This is a genomic window from Pseudomonas sp. BN515, from assembly GCF_029873155.1.
In the GTDB taxonomy this organism is placed as follows: domain Bacteria; phylum Pseudomonadota; class Gammaproteobacteria; order Pseudomonadales; family Pseudomonadaceae; genus Metapseudomonas.
The window spans coordinates 74731-93323 of the sequence record NZ_SSOH01000043.1 but is presented as its reverse complement, the minus strand read 5'-3'; the positions used below and the strand labels follow the sequence as shown (position 1 = coordinate 93323).

At 65.5% G+C, this 18593-nt stretch carries 17 protein-coding genes; 11 read left to right on the top strand and 6 right to left on the bottom strand.

The features are described from left to right. Positions 1-46: 46 nt before the first annotated feature. The 3 genes from E8E91_RS11600 (at position 47) to E8E91_RS11590 (ending at position 2772) form a co-directional block, all read left to right on the top strand. On the top strand, positions 47-538 hold the full coding sequence (locus tag E8E91_RS11600; protein ID WP_280370007.1) for a disulfide bond formation protein B: 492 nt from the start codon (positions 47-49) through the stop codon (positions 536-538). Between the two features lie 324 nt (positions 539-862). Continuing rightward, complete coding sequence (gene rsd / locus E8E91_RS11595; protein WP_190829311.1) at positions 863-1333, top strand: sigma D regulator; 471 nt, start codon at positions 863-865, stop codon at positions 1331-1333. Between the two features lie 254 nt (positions 1334-1587). After that, positions 1588-2772 carry an AlgP family protein gene (locus E8E91_RS11590; RefSeq protein ID WP_280375870.1) on the top strand — a complete coding sequence of 395 codons (1185 nt, stop codon included), beginning with the start codon at positions 1588-1590 and terminating at the stop codon, positions 2770-2772. On the opposite strand, the gene E8E91_RS11585 is transcribed toward E8E91_RS11590, so the two are convergent. Next, positions 2769-3233 (bottom strand): TIGR02444 family protein, encoded by a 465-nt coding sequence (locus tag E8E91_RS11585; protein WP_280375869.1) that lies wholly within the window; start codon positions 3231-3233, stop codon positions 2769-2771. The genes E8E91_RS11590 and E8E91_RS11585 overlap by 4 nt on opposite strands. A 50-nt stretch (positions 3234-3283) precedes the next feature. On the opposite strand from E8E91_RS11585, the gene E8E91_RS11580 reads away from it, so the two are divergent. The 5 genes from E8E91_RS11580 to E8E91_RS11560 all read left to right on the top strand — a co-directional run bounded on the left by E8E91_RS11580 (position 3284) and on the right by E8E91_RS11560 (position 9049). Then, positions 3284-5194, top strand: a complete 1911-nt coding sequence (locus E8E91_RS11580; RefSeq protein ID WP_280370014.1) for an ATP-binding cassette domain-containing protein — start codon at positions 3284-3286, stop codon at positions 5192-5194. Further along, positions 5194-5733 (top strand): mechanosensitive ion channel family protein, encoded by a 540-nt coding sequence (locus E8E91_RS11575; protein WP_280370016.1) that lies wholly within the window; start codon positions 5194-5196, stop codon positions 5731-5733. Before E8E91_RS11580 ends, E8E91_RS11575 begins: the two co-directional genes overlap by 1 nt. 72 nt (positions 5734-5805) lie before the next feature. Next, entirely contained in the window at positions 5806-6438 is a 633-nt protein-coding gene (gene rhtB / locus E8E91_RS11570; protein ID WP_280370018.1) for a homoserine/homoserine lactone efflux protein, read from the top strand. A gap of 212 nt (positions 6439-6650) precedes the next feature. Next, positions 6651-8540 carry an FTR1 family protein gene (locus E8E91_RS11565; protein ID WP_280375868.1) on the top strand — a complete coding sequence of 630 codons (1890 nt, stop codon included), beginning with the start codon at positions 6651-6653 and terminating at the stop codon, positions 8538-8540. 56 nt (positions 8541-8596) lie between these two features. After that, positions 8597-9049: a YaiI/YqxD family protein gene (locus tag E8E91_RS11560; protein WP_190829324.1), complete on the top strand. Its 453-nt coding sequence runs from the start codon at positions 8597-8599 to the stop codon at positions 9047-9049. A gap of 141 nt (positions 9050-9190) precedes the next feature. Here E8E91_RS11560 and E8E91_RS11555 read toward each other — a convergent pair whose 3' ends face one another. The 3 genes from E8E91_RS11555 to E8E91_RS11545 form a co-directional block, all read right to left on the bottom strand. After that, positions 9191-9661 (bottom strand): thioesterase family protein, encoded by a 471-nt coding sequence (locus E8E91_RS11555; RefSeq protein WP_280375867.1) that lies wholly within the window; start codon positions 9659-9661, stop codon positions 9191-9193. Positions 9662-9795: 134 nt separating this feature from the next. Beyond that, positions 9796-10452, bottom strand: coding sequence for an isoprenoid biosynthesis glyoxalase ElbB (elbB, locus tag E8E91_RS11550; RefSeq protein ID WP_280370026.1), 657 nt, complete (start codon positions 10450-10452; stop codon positions 9796-9798). A gap of 13 nt (positions 10453-10465) precedes the next feature. Further along, a complete protein-coding gene (locus E8E91_RS11545) occupies positions 10466-11296 on the bottom strand; it encodes a dienelactone hydrolase family protein (RefSeq protein WP_280375866.1) in 831 nt (276 codons plus the stop codon). A gap of 221 nt (positions 11297-11517) precedes the next feature. Between E8E91_RS11545 and E8E91_RS11540 the strand changes: the two genes are divergently transcribed. After that, positions 11518-12753: a sterol desaturase family protein gene (locus tag E8E91_RS11540; protein ID WP_280375865.1), complete on the top strand. Its 1236-nt coding sequence runs from the start codon at positions 11518-11520 to the stop codon at positions 12751-12753. Here the strand turns inward: E8E91_RS11540 and E8E91_RS11535 are convergent, their stop codons facing one another. Continuing rightward, on the bottom strand, positions 12754-13314 hold the full coding sequence (locus tag E8E91_RS11535; RefSeq protein WP_151138263.1) for a DedA family protein: 561 nt from the start codon (positions 13312-13314) through the stop codon (positions 12754-12756). Positions 13315-13536: 222 nt separating this feature from the next. Between E8E91_RS11535 and hemB the strand changes: the two genes are divergently transcribed. Both hemB and ppk1 read left to right on the top strand, forming a co-directional pair. Beyond that, entirely contained in the window at positions 13537-14550 is a 1014-nt protein-coding gene (gene hemB, locus E8E91_RS11530) for a porphobilinogen synthase (protein ID WP_179061286.1), read from the top strand. 20 nt (positions 14551-14570) lie between these two features. After that, positions 14571-16796 (top strand): polyphosphate kinase 1, encoded by a 2226-nt coding sequence (gene ppk1, locus E8E91_RS11525; RefSeq protein ID WP_280375864.1) that lies wholly within the window; start codon positions 14571-14573, stop codon positions 16794-16796. A gap of 106 nt (positions 16797-16902) precedes the next feature. On the opposite strand, the gene ppx is transcribed toward ppk1, so the two are convergent. After that, on the bottom strand, positions 16903-18405 hold the full coding sequence (ppx, locus tag E8E91_RS11520; protein WP_280375863.1) for an exopolyphosphatase: 1503 nt from the start codon (positions 18403-18405) through the stop codon (positions 16903-16905). Positions 18406-18593 lie beyond the last annotated feature (188 nt).

Genomic DNA, 18593 nt, shown 5'->3' with positions numbered 1-18593 from the left:
CTTTCCACTACCGTAACGCCCTTCCTGATAACCCAACGGAGCCGCCATGTCCCTGGCAAGCCCGCGTTCACTCTTCCTGTTCGCATTCCTCGGTTGCGTTGCCGTCATGGGCGGCGCGCTATACCTCGAACACGCCCTGGGTCTCGAACCCTGCCCGCTGTGCATCGTCCAGCGCGTCTTCATCATCGCCTTCGGCATCGTCTGCCTGATCGCGGCAATCCATGGTCCAGAGCGCACCGGGCGACGTGTCTACGCCGTGCTGGCGTTGCTCTTCTCTGCAGGTGGCGCGGGTTTCGCCGGTCGCCAGATCTGGTTGCAGAGCGTGCCGGCGGACCAGTTGCCCGCCTGCCTGCCGAGCTTCGATTACATGATCGAGGCGTGGCCGTTCCTGCAGATCGTCAAGACCATGCTCCATGGCACCGCCGACTGCGCGGCAGTGACCTGGACACTCTTCGGCATGAGCATTCCCGAATGGAGCCTGCTGGCCTTCGCCGGCTGCATCCTGTTCTCGCTCTATCAGCTGCTGCGCCGCGCTTGATCCCTCAGGGCGCATGGCTTGCCATGCGCCCTGCCGCTGCACTTTCCCGCCGTTTTCCTGCCCTTCGTTCACTGCGCCAATTCGCCGCGTGGGCCAAACGGCTCCGGCCAGACTGGCCGCGGCCTGTCGTTTAAACGCTCGTATGAATTTTTTCCTGCCAGCGCCTTGATGGCACTGCCCGGCGGGCATAATCTGGCCCGCACGCGCCGCCGGAATATTGCCGTTTTGGTGGTGTCTTCCCAAGATCTTGCACCGGTCGACAAAAAACCGTCTCGGAGCGGACGTATAACGGCATTACCGAATTAGGGAAGTGAGGTCGTCACCATGCTCGAAAGTTGCCAGAACGCTCAGGAACGTTGGGGTGGCGTGCACCAGCTGATCGACCGCTGGCTGCAGGAGCGCCATGAGCTGGTCCGCGTATACAGCTCGCTGAGCGAAAAACCACAAGCCCCCAGCGCCAACGCAGAAGGGCTGCAAAGGTTCTGTGAGGTCCTGCTGGACTATGTTTCTGCAGGGCACTTCGAGGTCTACGAGCAATTGCTCAATGAGGCGAAAGCGTTTGGCGACCAACGCGGCCTCGACCTCGCCAAGCAAATCTATCCTCGCATCGAAGCCATCACCGAAGTCGCGCTGGCCTTCAACGACCGCTGCGACAATGGCGATTGCCGTGATCTCTGCCTGACTAGCGAATTGAAGAATCTCGGGCAGCTGCTTCACGAACGCTTCGAGCTGGAAGACTGCCTGATCGAAGTGCTGCACAACGCCCATCAGGGCCAGGCCTCGCAACCGGCCTGATCACTGTCCTGACGGCGCTGGAATCAGGGTGTTGAGCCTCGCTGGAAACCTGATTCCAGAGCCATTGCGGCATTGTGCGGCTGTCGGTGCAAAGAGGGATTTCCGACCTCGCGGGTCCAGGTCTGGATCGCACTCGTGAGACCTTGCACCGGCGATCAGTCGCAAGGCCCTGGCGGGCGGAATTGCGCGGCCTCTGGCGACTCGCGAAACAGGCGACTAGTATGGGCCAAATAACGCCCGCCAGGAGGCATACCATGTCGGCCAAGAAGAAGCCCGTAAGCACCCCGCTGCACCTGTTGCATCAGCTTTCCCACAGCCTGCTCGAACACCTCGAAAAAGCCTGCGCCCAAGCTTCGGTCGACGCTGAAAAGCTGCTGACCAAACTGGAGAAGCAGCGTGGCAAGAGCCAGGAAAAACTGCACGCCGCTCGTACCAAGCTGCAGGATGCCGCCAAGGCCGGCAAAGCCAAGGCGCAAGCCAAGGCCAAGGCCAACATCGGTGAACTCGAAGCGCTGCTCGAGACCCTGAAGAATCGTCAGGCCGAAACCCGTACCTACATCGCCCAGCTCAAGCGTGACTCCCAGGAGAGCCTGAAGCTCGCCCAGGGCGTGGGCAAAGTGCGTGAGGCCGCCAGCAAGGCGCTGACCTCCCGCGAAGCCAAACCCGCTGTGGCCAAGGCTGCCGCGAAGCCTGCTGCGAAACCGGCTGCCAGAGCCGCGGCCAAACCCGCCGCGAAACCGGCTGCCAAGCCTGTTGCCAAGGTTGCTGCAGCCAAGCCTGCCGCGAAGCCCGCTGCCAAGGTCGCAGCCAAGCCTGCCGCCAAAGTTGCAGCCAAGCCCGCCGCGAAGCCTGTTGCTAGATCCGCCGCTGCCAAGCCAGCTGCGAAACAGGCTGCCGCCAGACCCGCTGCTGCTGCGAAGCCCGCAGCCAAACCGGCTGCCAAGGTTGCCGCGAAGCCTGCCGCCAAAGCCGCAGCCAAGCCTGCTGCGAAGCCGGCTGCAAAATCCGCTGCTGCCAAGCCGGCTGCTAAACCGGCTGCCGCGAAACCCGCCGCTGCCGCCAAGCCCGCAGCCAAACCAGCTGCGAAACCAGCTGCGAAACCAGCTGCCAAGGCCGCCGCGAAGCCTGCTGCCAAACCTGCAGCCAAGCCAGCAGTAGCGGCCAAGCCCGCTGCCGCAGCCAAGCCGGCCGCAACTGCCGCCAAGCCTGCAGCTGCCGCCAAGCCCGCTGCGAAGAAACCGGCCGCCAAGCCGGCAGTGAAGAAGGCCGCTCCGGCCAAACCCGCTGCCGCGAAGCCCGCCGCTCCGGCTCCGGTCGCCAAGCCTGCCGCCGCTACCCCGGCTGCCGCTGTTGCTCCGGCCGTTCCGGCCGCCGCACCGGTCGCCAGCGTGGCTCCGGTCAGCAGCAATGGTGCCGCTCCGACTTCGCCGTCGAACTAAAGCGCCAGGGCCGCGGCGCGCATAACATCGAGCGCGTCGCGGTCCGCTGCTTCCAGCACTGGGCAGCAGCCCAGCAGCCAGTTTTCCACCTGCTCCATCCCGCCTTCCGCCCAACCATCCGCGGCACTCTCCAGACGAGCCAGCAGCTTGCGTTCGGCGTCCAGTTCCAGCGCCTTGATCTGTTCCCGCAAACCGGCCAGTGCCGGGTCGTCCTGAGCCTGGGCGCGCCAGTTCTGGCGTAGTGCGCGCAACGGTTTCACCACTCCTTCCTGCCACGGCTCGCAAACGCGCAGCAGAGTGTCCAGGCGCGAAGCGTCGAAGGCGGTGCCGCGTCGTCCCAGCCAGCAGGCCGTGAGCAACAGGCAGACATCGCCACCGCCGTCCTGAAGATGCAGGCAGGCCTGCTCGACACCGGGTTCGGTGTACAGGCGCAGGGCGAAAGTCCACAGGTCTGAAGGCATGGTGCTCCTCGGGCGGCAGGGCGACGAAGCTGATAAACTCCGCCGCCATCATGATCCGACTGCAAAATCTCACTCTACAGCGTGGTCCGCAGCGCCTGCTAGAAGGCGCTGAACTGACCCTGCACGCCGGCCAGAAGGTCGGCCTAATCGGCGCCAACGGTGCCGGCAAATCCAGTCTGTTCGCTCTTTTGCGAGGCGAGCTTGGGCCCGATGCCGGCGATTGCCTGCTGCCCGCCGATTGGCGCATCGCCCACATGCGCCAGGAAGTGGACAACCTGGAACGCCTGGCCGTGGACTACGTGCTCGACGGTGACCAGCACCTGCGCCGGGTACAGCGCGAGCTGGCCGCTGCAGAAGCGGGCCACGACGGCACCGCCATCGCCCGCCTGCACATCGAACTGGACAGCGCCGATGGCTACACGGCCGACGCCCGTGCGCGCAAGCTGCTGGCCGGCCTCGGCTTCTCCCCGGAGCAGATGGACCGACGCGTCGGCGACTTCTCCGGCGGCTGGCGGATGCGCCTGAACCTTGCCCAGGCGCTGATGTGCCCCTCCGAGCTGCTACTGCTCGACGAGCCCACCAACCACCTCGACCTCGACGCCATCCTCTGGCTCGAAGAGTGGCTCAAGGGCTACCCGGGCACCTTGCTGCTGATTTCCCACGACCGTGATTTCCTCGATGCGGTCGTCGACAACGTCGCGCATCTCGAACTGCAAAAGCTGACGCTGTACCGCGGCGGCTACTCGGCCTTCGAACGCACCCGTGCGGAACGCCTGGCGCAGCAGCAACAGGCGTACGAGAAGCAGCAGGCGCAACGTGCGCACATGGAGAAGTACATCGCCCGCTTCAAGGCGCAGGCGACCAAGGCCCGCCAGGCGCAGAGCCGGATCAAGGCGCTGGAGCGCCTGGAAGAACTGGCGCCGGCCCATGTGGACTCACCGTTCGACTTCAGCTTCCGCGAAGCCGACAAGATTTCCAGCCCACTGCTGGACCTGTCCGAAGGCCGTCTCGGCTACGGCGACAAGACGGTGCTTCAGCAGGTCAAGCTGCAGCTCGCACCGGGTGCGCGCATCGGCTTGCTGGGCCCCAACGGCGCGGGCAAGTCGACCCTGATCAAGACGCTGTCCGGCGACCTCGATCCCCTCGGCGGCCGCCTCGCCCGTGGCGAGAATCTCGCCATCGGCTACTTCGCCCAGCATCAGCTCGATGCGCTCGATCCCAAGGCCAGTCCGCTGCTGCACCTGCAGCGCATGGCTCCCACCGAGCGCGAGCAGACCCTGCGCGACTTCCTCGGCGGCTTCGACTTCCGGGGCGATCGCTGCGACGAGGCGGTGACCAACTTCTCCGGCGGCGAGAAGGCGCGCCTGGCCCTGGCGTTGATCGCCTGGCAGAAGCCCAACCTGCTGCTGCTGGACGAACCGACCAACCACCTCGACCTGGAAATGCGCCTGGCCCTGACCATGGCCCTGCAAGACTTCGCCGGCGCCGTGCTGGTGGTGTCCCACGATCGCCACCTGCTCAAGAGCACCACGGACGAGTTCCTGCTCGTGGCCGATGGCCGCGTGCAGAGCTTCGACGGTGACCTCGACGACTATGCCCGCTGGCTGGTGGATTTCCGTGCGCGCCAGGCGCCTGTGTCCAGCGCCCCGGTGAACCCGGACAAGACCGACAAGCGTGCCCAGCGTCAGGCGGCCGCAGCCCTGCGCCAGCAATTGGCTCCGCACAAGAAGGAAGCCGACAAGCTGGAGAAGGAGCTGGGCAAGGTCCACGAGCAACTGGCCGCTGTCGAGGAACGCTTGGGCGATTCCGCGCTTTACGATGCGGCGCGCAAGGACGAACTGCGTGACCTGCTGGCCGATCAGGCGCGCCTGAAAGGCCGCGAGGCCGAACTGGAAGAAGCCTGGCTCCTCGCCCTGGAGACCCTGGAGGAGCTGCAGCGGCAACTGGAGGCCGCGGACTGATGGATGACCTGCAACTCCTGATGGCCTGGAGCGAGCCGCTGATCCGCGCCGCCCAGGTGCTGCTGATCGTGCTGCTGGCGTGGCTGGTGCAGCGCATCGTCACCCGCGGCATCACCCGCCTCGGGACGCATTATCCACAACTGCCTCCGGAACTGATGCTGCCGCTGCGCGGCCTCTTGCGCTGGATGATCCTCGGCAGCGCCTTCATGCTGGTGCTGGAGCGCTTCGGTGTGTCGGCCGAGGTGCTGTGGACCGCCCTGACCGGTTTCGCCGCCGTGGCAGCGGTGGCGTTCTTCGCGATCTGGAGCGTGCTCTCCAACATGTTCTGCGCGGTGCTGATTTTCTCCCTCGGGCCGTTCCGCATGGGCGACAAGGTGGAAGTGGTGGAAAGCGCCGACAAGCCGGGCGTGAAGGGCAGGGTGGTCGCCATCAACCTGTTCTACACCACCCTCGAAGACCTCAGCGAAGACAACGCCGGCGCCATGGTGCAGGTGCCCAACAGCCTGTTCTTCCAGAAGGCGGTGCGCCGCTGGCGCTGACGGTACTGTGCAGTGCCCTGGCGAAGGGGTAGGCTCTGCGGCCTGCCCCTTTTCGTTTCCGAGGTATCTGCCATGGCGCTCCAGACCTGGCTCGCTTTCCTGGTCGCCTGCTGGGTGATCAGCCTTTCACCGGGTGCCGGTGCCATCGCCTCCATGTCTTCCGGACTGCAATACGGCTTCCTGCGCGGCTACTGGAACGCACTCGGCCTGCAGATCGGCCTGGCCCTGCAGATCGCCATCGTTGCCGCCGGTGTCGGTGCGATCCTCGCCACCTCCGCCCTGGCCTTCAGCCTGATCAAGTGGTTCGGCGTGGTCTACCTGGTCTATCTCGCCGTCAAGCAGTGGAAGGCACTGCCCAGCGACATGGCCGACAACTCCGCCGAGCGTCCCATCGGCCGCCCGCTGACCCTGGTGTTGCGCGGCTTCCTGGTGAATTTCAGCAACCCCAAGGCGATCGTCTTCATGCTCGCCGTCCTGCCGCAGTTCATCGATCCCCACGCGCCGCTGGTGGAGCAATACCTGGTGATGGGCGTGACCATGATTACCGTCGACCTGATCGTCATGGCCGGTTACACCGGTCTCGCCGCCCGCGTCCTGCGCCTGCTGCGTACGCCGCGCCAGCAGCGCGTGATGAACCGCAGCTTCGCCGCCCTGTTCGTGGGTGCGGCAGCGCTGCTGGCCACCGTCCGCCGCGCACCGGTGTGATCCCGGAGCCGGCGCCGCCGGCTCTATTCCGTCGGAATTCTTCTTCCTCCGATCTGCTTCCAGCACTCATCAATTGACCTGAAGGCCAGTATTCATGAGGCCTTCAGGGATTCCTTGCGACAAACCGCCGCAATCCGGGTGGACATCCGGGGTTGAGCTGAGTCGTTAGGACGGTAACAATTCGTTTCCCCATTCTCATTTGAGATTGACTCATGTTCCCCATTCCGAGATTGCTCAGCTGGCTCCTGATGCCGCTGATGCTGGTCTGCAGCTTCGGCCTGATGGCCGACCAGACCGAAGGCGCCGCCCAGGCCCTGCACCTGCTCAGCTACATCGGTGCCGACTACCCGGCCACCGTGGTCGATGGCAAGGTCATCGACGCCAGCGAATACCGCGAACAAATCGAGTTCCTCGGCGCCCTGCAGGCGCTGATCGTTGCCCTGCCGGCCCGTGACGGACAGAAGGAACTGGAGCAGGGCGTCGCCAGCCTGCACCAGGCTGTCGAAGGCAAGCAGGATGGCGCCAGCGTGGCCCGTCAGGCCCGCCAGTTGGCCACCCGGCTCGCGGCGACCTACGAGGTCAGCCAGGCCCCGCTCATCACGCCCGACCCCGCCCGTGGCGCGCTGCTCTATGCCCAGCATTGCAGCGTCTGCCATGGCGACACCGGCGCCGGCGATGGCCCGGCGGGCATGGGCCTGGAGCCGCCGCCGGCCAATCTGCGCGACCAGGCGCGGATGGATCGGATGAGCCTCTACGACCTCTACAACACCCTGGGATTGGGTGTGGAAGGCACCGACATGCCGGCCTTCGCCGACCAGTTGGACGACCGTCAGCGTTGGGACCTGGCCAGCTACATCGCCGGTTTCAGCGCGGACCCGTCGGTGAAGGGCGAGGCCATCTCCCTTGGTGAGCTGGCCGGCCGCACGCCGGAAGAAGTGGGTACCAGCCAGGGCACTGCCGTCCAGGCGCTGTTCCGTGCCCAGCGCGCCCAGCCGCCGATCCAGCAGCGCGGGCCCAAGGAGCTGATCGCCCATACCCGTTCCACCCTGGAGCAGAGCCTCAAGGCTTATCGCGATGGCGATGCCGATCAGGCCTACGACCTCTCGGTGGCAGCCTACCTGGAAGGTTTCGAGCTGGTGGAGAGCTCGCTCGACAACCTTGATGCCGTGCAGCGCAAGACCACCGAGCGCGCGTTGATGGCGTACCGGCAGGCCCTGCAGGATCGCCAGTCGGTCGGCCAGGTCGCGCAATTGCTGGAGCACGCCAAGGCCCAGTTGGACAAGTCCGCCGGACTCTTGGGCGGCGACGGCCTGAGCGGCTCGCTGAGCTTCATTTCCAGCATGCTCATCCTGCTGCGTGAAGGTCTCGAAGCCATCCTCGTGCTGGCCGCGATCCTCGCCTTCCTGCGCAAGACCGGCCAGGAGAATGCGGTGCGCGGCGTACACCTCGGCTGGGGCCTGGCCATCGTGGCCGGCTTCGCCACCTGGGCGGTGGCGGCGTTCCTGATCGACGTCGGCGGTGCTCAACGCGAGCTGATGGAAGGTTTCACCGCGCTGTTCGCCTGCGTGATGGTGCTCTGGCTCGGCGTGTGGATGCATGACCGCCGCCATGCCGCAGCCTGGCAGAGCTACATCAAGGAACACCTGCTGAGCAGCAGTGGTCGCTTCGGCTTTGCCACCCTCGCGTTCTTCTCGGTGTACCGCGAACTGTTCGAAGTGATCCTCTTCTACGAAACCCTGTGGCTGCAGGCCGGTCCGGCCGGCCACGGCATGGTCATCGCCGGCGCCGTGAGCGCACTGGTGCTGCTGGTGGGGCTGGCCTGGGTCATCCTGCGCGGCTCGGCGAAGTTGCCGCTGGGCACCTTCTTCACCGCCAACGCCATCCTGCTCTGTGCTCTGTCGGTGGTGTTCGCCGGCCATGGTGTGGCGGCACTGCAGGAAGCTGGCGTACTGGGTACTCGTCCCGTGCCGTTCTTCGAGTTCGACTGGCTGGGCATCCATCCCGATGCCTATACCCTGTCTGCCCAGGGCTTGGCGCTGCTGGCCATCGCAGCGCTCTACGGCCGCAGCTGGTTGCGCGAGCGCAACGCGGCGCAAGCCTGAATGGAGGGCGGGGGGTGTAAACTCCTCGCCTTTTTCCTATCTGCGGAAGCTATCCCATGCGCGTCTGGATCGATGCCGATGCCTGCCCCCGGGCGGCCAAGGACCTGGTGATCAAGTTCGCCCTGAAGCGCAAGTTCGAGGTGGTGCTGGTGGCCGGGCAGAGCCAGGTCAAGCCAGCCTTCGCCTGCGTGCGCCTGGTGGTGGTGCCCAGCGGCCCGGACGCGGCCGATGACTACCTGGTGGAGAACGCCGTGCCCGGCGAGCTGGTGATCTGCAGCGACGTACCGTTGGCCGATCGCCTGGTGAAGAAGGGCGTGGCGGCGCTCGACCCGCGCGGTCGCGAGTTCGACGAGCGCAACATGGGCGAGCGGCTGGCGGTACGCAACCTGCTCACCGACCTGCGCGACCAGGGCCAGATGGGCGGTGGTCAGGCAGCTTATGGCGACCGGGAGCGGCAGGCCTTCTCCAATTCCCTGGACCGGCTGCTGACGAAACTGAGCCGGGGCTAGCGCTCAGTGCCCTGATCCTTCTCCGGGCGGAGCAGCGCTGGCGTCTGTGCATGTCAGTGCACGGGGCTGGGAGGTGGCGTTGAGCTGGCCGGCGATAGCCAACTGCAACGGGATGTCGGGCGTCCGTCCGTGCCCTAATCCTCAACCGCAGAGGTAGGTGCCGGTACCCACCGCCACCAGGGTGCCGTCGTCGGCGTGCAGTTCCGAACGCACCACGGCGACCTTGTTGCCTGAGCGCAGCAGCACGGCGGTGGCAGTGAAGTGCCGGCCCCGACCGGGGCGCAGGTAGTCGATGCGCAGATCGATGGTGCCGAGTTTGGACAGCCGCTCCATGCGCTCAGCTGTGGATAAGTGCTGGTGCCGCTCGAAGGCGCCGATCAGTGCCATGGCGCCGCCTACCACGTCGAGCAGGCTGGAAATCACGCCACCGTGGAGGATGCCGTGGACGAAGTTGCCGATCAGTTCGTCCTTCATCGGCAGGTGCATCACCACCTTTTCGGTGGTCATCTCGCCAAGTTGGATGCCGAGTACGCGATTGAAGGGAATGCGTTCGAAGAACCCGGCGACGGCCTGTTGCAGTTCCGGGGTGAGGATGAAGTCGGCCTGGCTCATGGCGCCTCCTGAGAGCATCGATGGCCCGACGCTGCCCTAGTTGCGGCAAAGGTGCCAAGGGGGACGGCGGGAGAGGCGGGCGGATTGGCCGGATCGACACGAAGCGGGCGGCTGGAGCCGCCCGCTCGGGGACATCAGTGGGCCAGTTCCAGCACCCGGTCCACCAGTTTGTAGATGCCGGCGGCAGCCTCGCTGATCGATTGCGCGAGCATGTAGGCCGGGGTGGTCACCAGCTTGCGCTTGTGGTCTTCGACGATTTCAGCGACCACGCAGTCCACGTGCTGGGCGCCCATCTCGGCCAGGGCGGCGGCGGTGCCGGCATCGTTGCCGATGGTGCAGGTCACGCCTTCGCCGTAGATCTTCGCCGCCAGCGCCGGAGCGATGCAGATCAGCCCCACAGGCTTGCCGGCCTCGGCGAAGTCGCGGGCCGCGGCCAGTACGTCGGGCTGCACGATGCAGTTGGCGCCGCTGATGGCGAAGTCGGAAAGGTTTTTCGCCGCACCGAAGCCACCGGGAACGATCAGGGCGTCGAAGTCGGCGGCGGCCAGTTCACGCACATCCTTGATCTCACCGCGGGCGATGCGTGCCGATTCCACCAGCACGTTGCGGCTTTCCGGCATCTCTTCGCCGGTGGTGTGGTTGATCACATGGTGCTGCGCGATGTTCGGGGCGAAGCACTGGACCTTGGCGCCGCGCTGGTCCAGGCGCAGCAGGGTGATCACGCTCTCGTGGATCTCCGCGCCGTCGTAAACGCCACAGCCGGACAGGATCACGGCAACTTTCTTGGTCATGGATATCTCCAGGTCATTGGGCCGGTCCGAGGTTCTCGCGCAGGAACGCCAGTGCGCGTTGCTGGGCATCCTGGGCCGGGCCGGGTTGATAGGTATTCAGGTCGCTGCGCTGGTCGAAGACGTGATCGGCATTGCCGTATTGCACCAGCTGCAGGCGATCGCCAGCGAGCTGGTCGAGGGCCGAGAGGCATTGCTGGTGGTCGGTGACGTGGTCCTTGCTGCCAAGGAACATCAGCACCGGGGCGTTGTGTCCGAGGCCGTCGCGCAGGTGGGCGGGGAAGCCGCAGTAGGGGTAATAGGTGATCACGCCGCGCACGCCGGCCAGCGCGCCCTTGCCGGTGGCCGGGAATCCGTGGCCGGCGCTGCCGTCGTAGGAGAGCGCGTCGAGGATGGTCCAGCCGCCGTGGGAGTACCCGAGCAGTGCCAGCCTGTCGCTGTCGATGGCCGGATTGCGCCGAGCCAGCGCCAGGGCGGCGTAGACGTCGATGGCGCGTTCATTGCCCCACAGGCGTTTGCCGTCGCACACCGGCCGCCAGTCTTCGATGCCGCGCGCGGCATGGCTGTCGACGAACATCACGGCGTAGCCGGCGGGCAGCAGCCAGCTTTTCACGTTGCGCATGAACAGCGCGCTCTGGCCGCTGCAGCCGTGGAACACCAGCACGGTGGGGAAGGGGCCGGTGCCTTCCGGGGTGAACAGGCTGAGGTGCGGCGCCAGTCGCTGTTCTGCCGCCGGCAGGTCGGCGGTCTGCGGCAGCAGCGCAGCACGATAGGGATAGAGTCCGAGCAAGGCCGCGCAGGCCAGGAGAAGCAGGGCGATCAGGGCGGGTTTCAGGAGTTTGCGCATGCTGTCGTCATATGCCGCTTGGGTTGGCACGCCATGCCGAGGGGGAAGGCTGGTTGCGAGAGTAGCATCCCGGGTACTGGACGAATGCCGCCAGCGCGGCGGCGTGTCGGACAGACCCTGACGAGCAATCCTAGCAGGCCGGGGAATCGGGTCGCGAGCACCGCGCCAACCCCCTTCGCCACCTGTGGGTCACCGGACAAGAACGACGACAAGGCTGCCCCATGAACTATGTCCTTTATGCCGTGCCTTTCTTCTTCCTGCTGATTGGTATCGAACTGATTGCCGACCGCCTGCGCGGAAAGAGCAGTTATCGCACCGCCGACGCCCTGAACAGCCTGAGCGCCGGCGTTCTGTCGACCACCAGCGGCTTGCTGACCAAGGTGGTGGGGCTGTTGACCTACACCTTCGCCTGGCAGCACCTGGCGCTTTTAGAGATGTCCGCCAGCAGCCTGTGGGTGTGGTTGCTGGCCTTCGTCTTCTATGACTTCTGCTACTACTGGAACCACCGCCTGGGCCATGAGCGCAACGTGCTCTGGGCCGCTCATTCCGTGCACCACCAGAGCGAGGAGTACAACCTCTCCACCGCCCTGCGCCAGACCAGCACGGGCTTTCTTTTCGGCTGGATCTTCTACCTGCCGATGGCCATCGCCGGCGTGCCGCCCCTGGTGTTCTTCACCGTGGGCGCGCTGAACCTGCTCTACCAGTTCTGGGTGCATACCCGCCATGTGCCCAAGCTCGGCTGGCTGGAGTGGATCTTCATTACCCCGTCCAACCATCGTGTCCACCATGCGCAGAACCCGGTGTACATGGATCGCAACTACGGTGGCGTGTTCATTCTCTGGGACCGCCTGTTCGGCACCTTCCAGGAGGAGCTGGACGAAGAGCCGGTGATCTTCGGCGTGACCACGCCGCTGGCCAGCTGGAACCCGCTCTGGGCCAACCTGCAGTTCTACGTGCAGCTCTGGCGCGACGCGGTACGCGCCGAATCCCGCTGGGACAAGTTGCGCATCTGGTTCATGCGCACCGGCTGGCGCCCGGCGGACGTGGCCGAGCGTTATCCACAGGTCAAGCCCGACCTGTCGCGCTTCATCAAGTTCGAGGTGCCCCTGGGCCGTGCGCAGAAGTGGTACGCCGGGCTGCAGTTCGCCCTCTACGTGGTGGCCGGCACCTGGCTGCTGGGCACTGGCGACAAGGCATCGCTCGCCGGGCTCTGGCTGGCTTGGGCGTGGATGGCCTTCGGCCTCTACGCGATCGGTACCTGGCTGGAGAATCGCCCCTGGGCGCGCTGGCTGGAGCTGGCGCGGCTGGCACTGAACTGGCCGGCACTCTGGGCGGGCGCGGCGCTCGGGTTGCTGCCGATGGGGGCGATGGGGTGGGGACTGCTGGGGCTCTACAGCCTGGTCAGTCTGCTTGCGCTGTTCGGCCTGCCGCGCCGTGAGGCGGCGCTGGCCGTCTGATCAGGCTTTCCTGCCGTTGTTGCGCAGGCGGCGCCTCAGCCAGAGGAGGCCGCCGATGGCCAGCAGGCCGCCGAGGACCATCAGCTCGTAGCGCTTGAGGTTGCCGAGCATGCCTTCGAGCACGGCGCCGAAGTGGAAGGCGGCGAAGCCCAGGGCCAGGGCCCAGATCAGGGCGCCGATGCCGTTGAGGATCAGGTAGCGCAGCGGCGGATAGCCGGACAGGCCGATGGCCACCGGCATCACGGTGCGCAGGCCGTAGACGAAGCGGAAACTCAGGACCCAGATGTCCGGGTGGCGGCGGATGTGCGCCAGGGCGCGGTCGCCCATGGCCTGCCAGCGCGGTTTGCGGGAAAGGATCTGCCGGCCCTTGTGGCGACCCAGGTAGTACCAGAGCTGGTCGCCGGCATAGCTGCCGAAGAACGCCGTGGCCACCACGGCGTTGATGTCCATGTAGCCCCGGAAGGCAAGAAAGCCGGCCAGGACCAGGATCGTCTCACCCTCGAAGAAGGTGCCGAGGAAGAGGGCGAAGTAGCCGAAATCCTGGAGAAATTGTTGCAGCATGGTTGGGGTGCGCAGCGAAATGAACGCGAAGCCTAACCGGGATGGCGCCCCGGGAAAAGCTCCGACCGGTGCCGAATGCCATCAGATTGACCGCGGACAATGCCCATCTCCCTCCCCAGCGGTCGACGCGACCTCGGGTCGCTGTCCCGGATTGTTACCATTCGGTCATAATCGGCCCTTATATTTGTCACACTGCGTCCGTTCCGGGCCCTGGAGTCTGCTGTGAGCTTTACCCCTGCCAACCGCCTGTTCCCCGCAACCCGCCTGCGCCGCAACCGCCGTGACGATTTCTCCCGCCGCCTGGTGCGCGAAAACGTCCTGACCGTCGACGACCTGATCCTCCCGGTATTCGTGCTGGACGGCGAGAACCGCCGCGAAACCGTGGCCTCGATGCCTGGCGTCGAGCGCCTGTCCATCGACCTGCTGCTCAAGGAAGCCGAGGCCTGGGTCGAGCTGGGCATTCCGGCGCTGGCGCTGTTCCCGGTGACTCCGCTGGAGAAGAAATCCCTCGACGGCGCCGAAGCGTGGAACCCCGACGGCATCGCCCAGCGCGCCATCCGCGCCCTGCGTGACCGTTTCCCGGAGCTGGGTGTGATCAGCGACGTTGCCCTGGACCCGTTCACCACCCACGGCCAGGACGGCATCCTCGACGAAAACGGCTACGTGCAGAACGACATCACCGTCGATGCGCTGGTCAAGCAGGCGCTGTCCCACGCCGAAGCCGGCGCCCAGGTGGTGGCCCCCTCGGACATGATGGACGGCCGCATCCAGGCCATTCGCGAAGCCCTGGAACTGGCGGACTTCCCCAACGTGCGCATCATGGCTTACTCGGCCAAGTACGCCAGCGCCTACTACGGCCCCTTCCGTGATGCGGTCGGCTCCGCCGCCAACCTCGGCAAGGCCAACAAGGCCAGCTACCAGATGGACCCGGCCAACACCGACGAAGCCCTGCACGAAGTCGCGGCCGACCTGGCCGAAGGCGCCGACATGGTGATGGTCAAGCCGGGCATGCCTTACCTCGATATCGTTCGTCGGGTGAAGGATGAATTCCGCGTGCCGACCTTTGTCTATCAGGTCAGTGGTGAGTACGCCATGCACATGGCGGCGATCCAGAACGGCTGGCTGAGCGAGGCCGTCATCCTCGAATCCCTGGTGGCCTTCAAACGCGCCGGCGCCGATGGCATCCTCACCTATTTCGCCGTACGCGCCGCAGAAATGCTCAAGACGGGAGCCTGATCTCCCCCCAGGAACTGCAGATGAACACTGAAGGACTCAACCCCAGCGCTTTGCTCGAACCCCTGACGGAGGCCGCCGAAGTTCCGGTGGCTCCTCCGGCCCCCGAGGCCCCTGTCGTTGAAGCGGTGCCTGCTGTCACGGCGCCCGTGCCGGCGCCGCTGGTGGTGCCGAGCCTGGATGACACCAGCCTGTACATCCATCGCGAACTGTCCCAGTTGCAGTTCAACATCCGCGTGCTGGAGCAGGCGCTGGATGAGTCCTATCCGTTGCTCGAACGTCTGAAGTTCCTGCTGATCTTCTCCAGCAACCTCGACGAGTTCTTCGAGATCCGCGTTGCGGGGCTGAAGAAGCAGATCACCTTTGCCCGCGAACAGGCCGGCGCCGATGGCCTGCTGCCGCATCAGGCCATGGCGCGCATCAGCGAAGTGGTGCACGAGCAGGTCACCCGCCAGTACAACATCCTCAACGACATCCTGTTGCCGGAGCTGGCCAAGCACCAGGTCAACTTCATTCGCCGCCGCTACTGGACGGCCAAGCTGAAGGCCTGGGTGCGTCGTTATTTCCGCGACGAGATCGCGCCGATCATTACCCCCATCGGCCTGGACCCGACTCACCCGTTCCCGCTGCTGGTGAACAAGAGCCTGAACTTCATCGTCGAGCTGGAAGGTGTCGACGCCTTCGGCCGCGATTCCGGCCTGGCGATCATCCCGGCGCCGCGCCTGCTGCCGCGCGTCATCCGCGTCCCCGAGGACATCGGCGGTCCGGGGGACAACTTCGTGTTCCTGTCCTCGATGATCCACGCCCACGCCGATGACCTGTTCCCCGGCATGAAGGTGAAGGGCTGCTACCAGTTCCGCCTGACCCGTAACGCCGACCTCTCGGTGGACACCGAAGATGTCGACGACCTCGCCCGCGCCCTGCGTGGCGAACTGTTCTCGCGCCGCTACGGCGACGCGGTGCGCCTGGAAGTGGCGGACACCTGCCCGAAGAATCTCTCGGACTACCTGCTCAAGCAGTTCAACCTGGGCGAGAGCGAGCTTTACCAAGTCAACGGCCCGGTGAACCTGACCCGCCTGTTCAGCATTACCGGCCTGGAAAGCCATCCGGAGCTGCAGCACCCGTCCTTCACCCCGGTGATCCCCAAGCTCCTGCAGAAGGCCGAGAACCTGTTCAGCGTGGTGGGCAAGCAGGACATCCTGTTGCTGCACCCCTTCGAATCCTTCACCCCGGTGGTGGACTTCCTGCGCCAGGCCGCCAAGGACCCGAACGTCCTGGCGATCAAGCAGACCCTCTACCGCGCCGGCGCTAACTCCGAGATCGTCGACTCCCTGGTGGAAGCGGCGCGCAACGGCAAGGAAGTCACCGCGGTGATCGAACTGCGTGCGCGTTTCGACGAGGAATCCAACCTGCAGCTGGCGAGCCGCCTGCAGCAGGCCGGCGCCGTGGTGATCTACGGCGTGGTGGGCTTCAAGACCCACGCCAAGATGATGCTGATCCTGCGTCGCGAGAACGGCGAGCTGCGCCGCTACGCCCACCTGGGCACCGGTAACTACCACGCCGGCAACGCGCGCCTGTACACCGACTACAGCATGCTCACCGCGGACGATGCGCTCTGCGAGGACCTGCACAAGCTGTTCAACCAGCTGATCGGCATGGGCAAGACGCTGCGCATGAAGAAGCTGCTGCACGCGCCTTTCACCCTGAAGAAGACGCTGCTCGACATGATCGCCCGCGAAGCCCAGCACGCCAGCGAAGGCAAACCGGCGCACATCATGGTCAAGGTCAACGCGCTGACCGATCCCAAGGTCATCCGCGCCTTGTACAAGGCCAGCCAGAGCGGCGTGCGCATCGACCTCGTGGTTCGTGGCATGTGCTGCCTGCGCCCAGGCATCCCCGGCGTGTCGCACAACATCCAGGTGCGCTCGATCATCGGCCGCTTCCTCGAACACAGCCGGATCTACTACTTCCTCAATGGCGGCGACGAGAAGATGTACCTCTCCAGTGCCGACTGGATGGAGCGCAACCTCGACATGCGTGTGGAGACCTGCTTCCCGGTGGAAGGCAAGAAGCTGCTGACCCGCGTGAAGAAGGAGCTCGAGGCCTACATCAGCGACAACACCCAGAGCTGGGTGCTGCAGCCGGATGGCCGTTACCTGCGCAACAGCCCGAGCGGCAACCAGAACTCGCGCAACGCCCAGGCGACCCTGCTGGACAAGCTGACCAACCCGCCAATCAGCGCACGCTGAACGCGGACATGAAAACGGGGCCTTCGGGCCCCGTTTCCTTTCGTGCTGTGGATAACTTGCCAGCGGCCTGGTGGAAAGCGTTTGCCGTCCACCGATTGCCGAGTACTCAGCTCACCTTCAGTTCGAAGTCGATGCGCTTCAGCCACTGGGCTTCCTGCTCGAAGTCCGCCTGGGTCAGCGGGTTGGCCTCTAGCCAGTCTTGCGGGAATTGGACCTGGAGTGTGTTGTCGGTTGCCGTGAGTTTCACTTCTGGCATGGCCGAGGTGCCGCGGATGTGGTGGAACAGGATGGCGAAGCGCAGGAGCACGCAAAGGCGGAGCAGCTTCACGCCTTCCTCGCCGAACTCGGCGAAGCGGTCCTTGGGGATGTTGCGGCGATGGCCACGCACCAGCAGCGCCAGCATCAGCTGGTCCTGGCGGGAGAAGCCGGCCAGGTCCGAGTGCTCGATCAGGTAGGCGCCGTGCTTGTGATAGTGGTAGTGGGCGATGTCCATGCCGATCTCATGCACGCGCGCGCCCCACAGCAGCAGGTCGCGGTGCCAGTCATCTTCCAGCCCCCAGCTGTCGGCGACCTTCTCCAGGGCTGCCAATGCCTTGGCTTCGACCCGCGCGGCCTGCTCCAGGTCCACGTGGCAGCGCTCCATCAGCGCGCTCAGGGTGCGCTCGCGAACGTCCTCGTGGTGGTGGCGGCCCAGCAGGTCGTAGAGCACGCCTTCGCGCAGGGCGCCTTCGGAATGGGTCATGCGCGTGAGATCAAGGGCTTCGAAGATGGCTTCGGTGATCGCCAGGCCAGCCGGGAAAATCGGGCGGCGGTCCGGCTTGATGCCGTCCAGGTCGATCTTTTCCACGTCGCCCAGCTTGAACAGCTTGCGCTTGAGCCAGGCCAGGCCCTCCGGGTTGATCTCGCCGTTGCCGAGCCCCGCGGCCTGGATGGCCAGGCCAACGGCGCGAATGGTGCCGGAGGCGCCGACGGCCTCCTGCCAGCCGAGGCGGCGCAGGCTGTACTCGATGCCCATCAGCTCCAGACGCGCGGCAGTGTAGGCCTGCGCATAGCGCGCCGGGGTGACCTTGCCGTCGCGGAAGTAGCGTTGGGTGTAGCTGACGCAACCCATCTGCAGGCTTTCTCGCAGTTGCGATTCGAAGCGCTGGCCGATGATGAATTCGGTACTGCCGCCACCGATGTCCGCCACCAGGCGGCGACCGGGTGTGTCCGGCAGGGTGTGGGAGACGCCCAGGTAGATCAGGCGCGCTTCTTCGCGACCGGAGATGACTTCCACCGGGTGTCCGAGGACTTCTTCGGCGCGGCGGATGAACTCGGCGCGGTTGTGCGCCTCGCGCAGGGCGTTGGTGCCGACGATGCGTACCGCGCCTTCCGGCAGGCCTGCGATCATCTGGGCAAAGCGGCGCAGGCATTCGAGGCCGCGCAGCATGGACTCTTCGCTGAGGTTGCGCTCTTCGTCCAGGCCGGCTGCCAGTTGGACCTTGTCGCCGAGCCGTTCCAGGATGCGGATCTCACCATGGTCGACCTTGGCTACCACCATGTGGAAGCTGTTCGATCCGAGGTCGATGGCGGCGATCAGGGACGGGATTTCGGCAGGCTTTTGCGGCATGGTTTCGGGTCTCGAGGCTGAACCGCGCAATCCTGCCACGGTTGTCCGGTCGAGCCAATGCGAATAGAGGTACGTCCGTACCAATGTGGCGCGAGTCTGGAGCAGTGGGATGGAGGCGGCTTTCTCTGGCGAATGACTGGCTGTCCACACTATAGGTGGGATATGACAGTCGCGCGTTGCCGGTTCCG

Coding starts and splice junctions, on each gene's coding strand:
- E8E91_RS11600 (WP_280370007.1), top strand. CDS start 47: ATGTCCCTGGCAAGCCCGCGTTCACTCTTCCTGTTCGCATTCCTCGGT.
- rsd (WP_190829311.1), top strand. CDS start 863: ATGCTCGAAAGTTGCCAGAACGCTCAGGAACGTTGGGGTGGCGTGCAC.
- E8E91_RS11590 (WP_280375870.1), top strand. CDS start 1,588: ATGTCGGCCAAGAAGAAGCCCGTAAGCACCCCGCTGCACCTGTTGCAT.
- E8E91_RS11585 (WP_280375869.1), bottom strand. CDS start 3,233: ATGCCTTCAGACCTGTGGACTTTCGCCCTGCGCCTGTACACCGAACCC.
- E8E91_RS11580 (WP_280370014.1), top strand. CDS start 3,284: ATGATCCGACTGCAAAATCTCACTCTACAGCGTGGTCCGCAGCGCCTG.
- E8E91_RS11575 (WP_280370016.1), top strand. CDS start 5,194: ATGGATGACCTGCAACTCCTGATGGCCTGGAGCGAGCCGCTGATCCGC.
- rhtB (WP_280370018.1), top strand. CDS start 5,806: ATGGCGCTCCAGACCTGGCTCGCTTTCCTGGTCGCCTGCTGGGTGATC.
- E8E91_RS11565 (WP_280375868.1), top strand. CDS start 6,651: ATGTTCCCCATTCCGAGATTGCTCAGCTGGCTCCTGATGCCGCTGATG.
- E8E91_RS11560 (WP_190829324.1), top strand. CDS start 8,597: ATGCGCGTCTGGATCGATGCCGATGCCTGCCCCCGGGCGGCCAAGGAC.
- E8E91_RS11555 (WP_280375867.1), bottom strand. CDS start 9,661: ATGAGCCAGGCCGACTTCATCCTCACCCCGGAACTGCAACAGGCCGTC.
- elbB (WP_280370026.1), bottom strand. CDS start 10,452: ATGACCAAGAAAGTTGCCGTGATCCTGTCCGGCTGTGGCGTTTACGAC.
- E8E91_RS11545 (WP_280375866.1), bottom strand. CDS start 11,296: ATGCGCAAACTCCTGAAACCCGCCCTGATCGCCCTGCTTCTCCTGGCC.
- E8E91_RS11540 (WP_280375865.1), top strand. CDS start 11,518: ATGAACTATGTCCTTTATGCCGTGCCTTTCTTCTTCCTGCTGATTGGT.
- E8E91_RS11535 (WP_151138263.1), bottom strand. CDS start 13,314: ATGCTGCAACAATTTCTCCAGGATTTCGGCTACTTCGCCCTCTTCCTC.
- ppk1 (WP_280375864.1), top strand. CDS start 14,571: ATGAACACTGAAGGACTCAACCCCAGCGCTTTGCTCGAACCCCTGACG.
- ppx (WP_280375863.1), bottom strand. CDS start 18,405: ATGCCGCAAAAGCCTGCCGAAATCCCGTCCCTGATCGCCGCCATCGAC.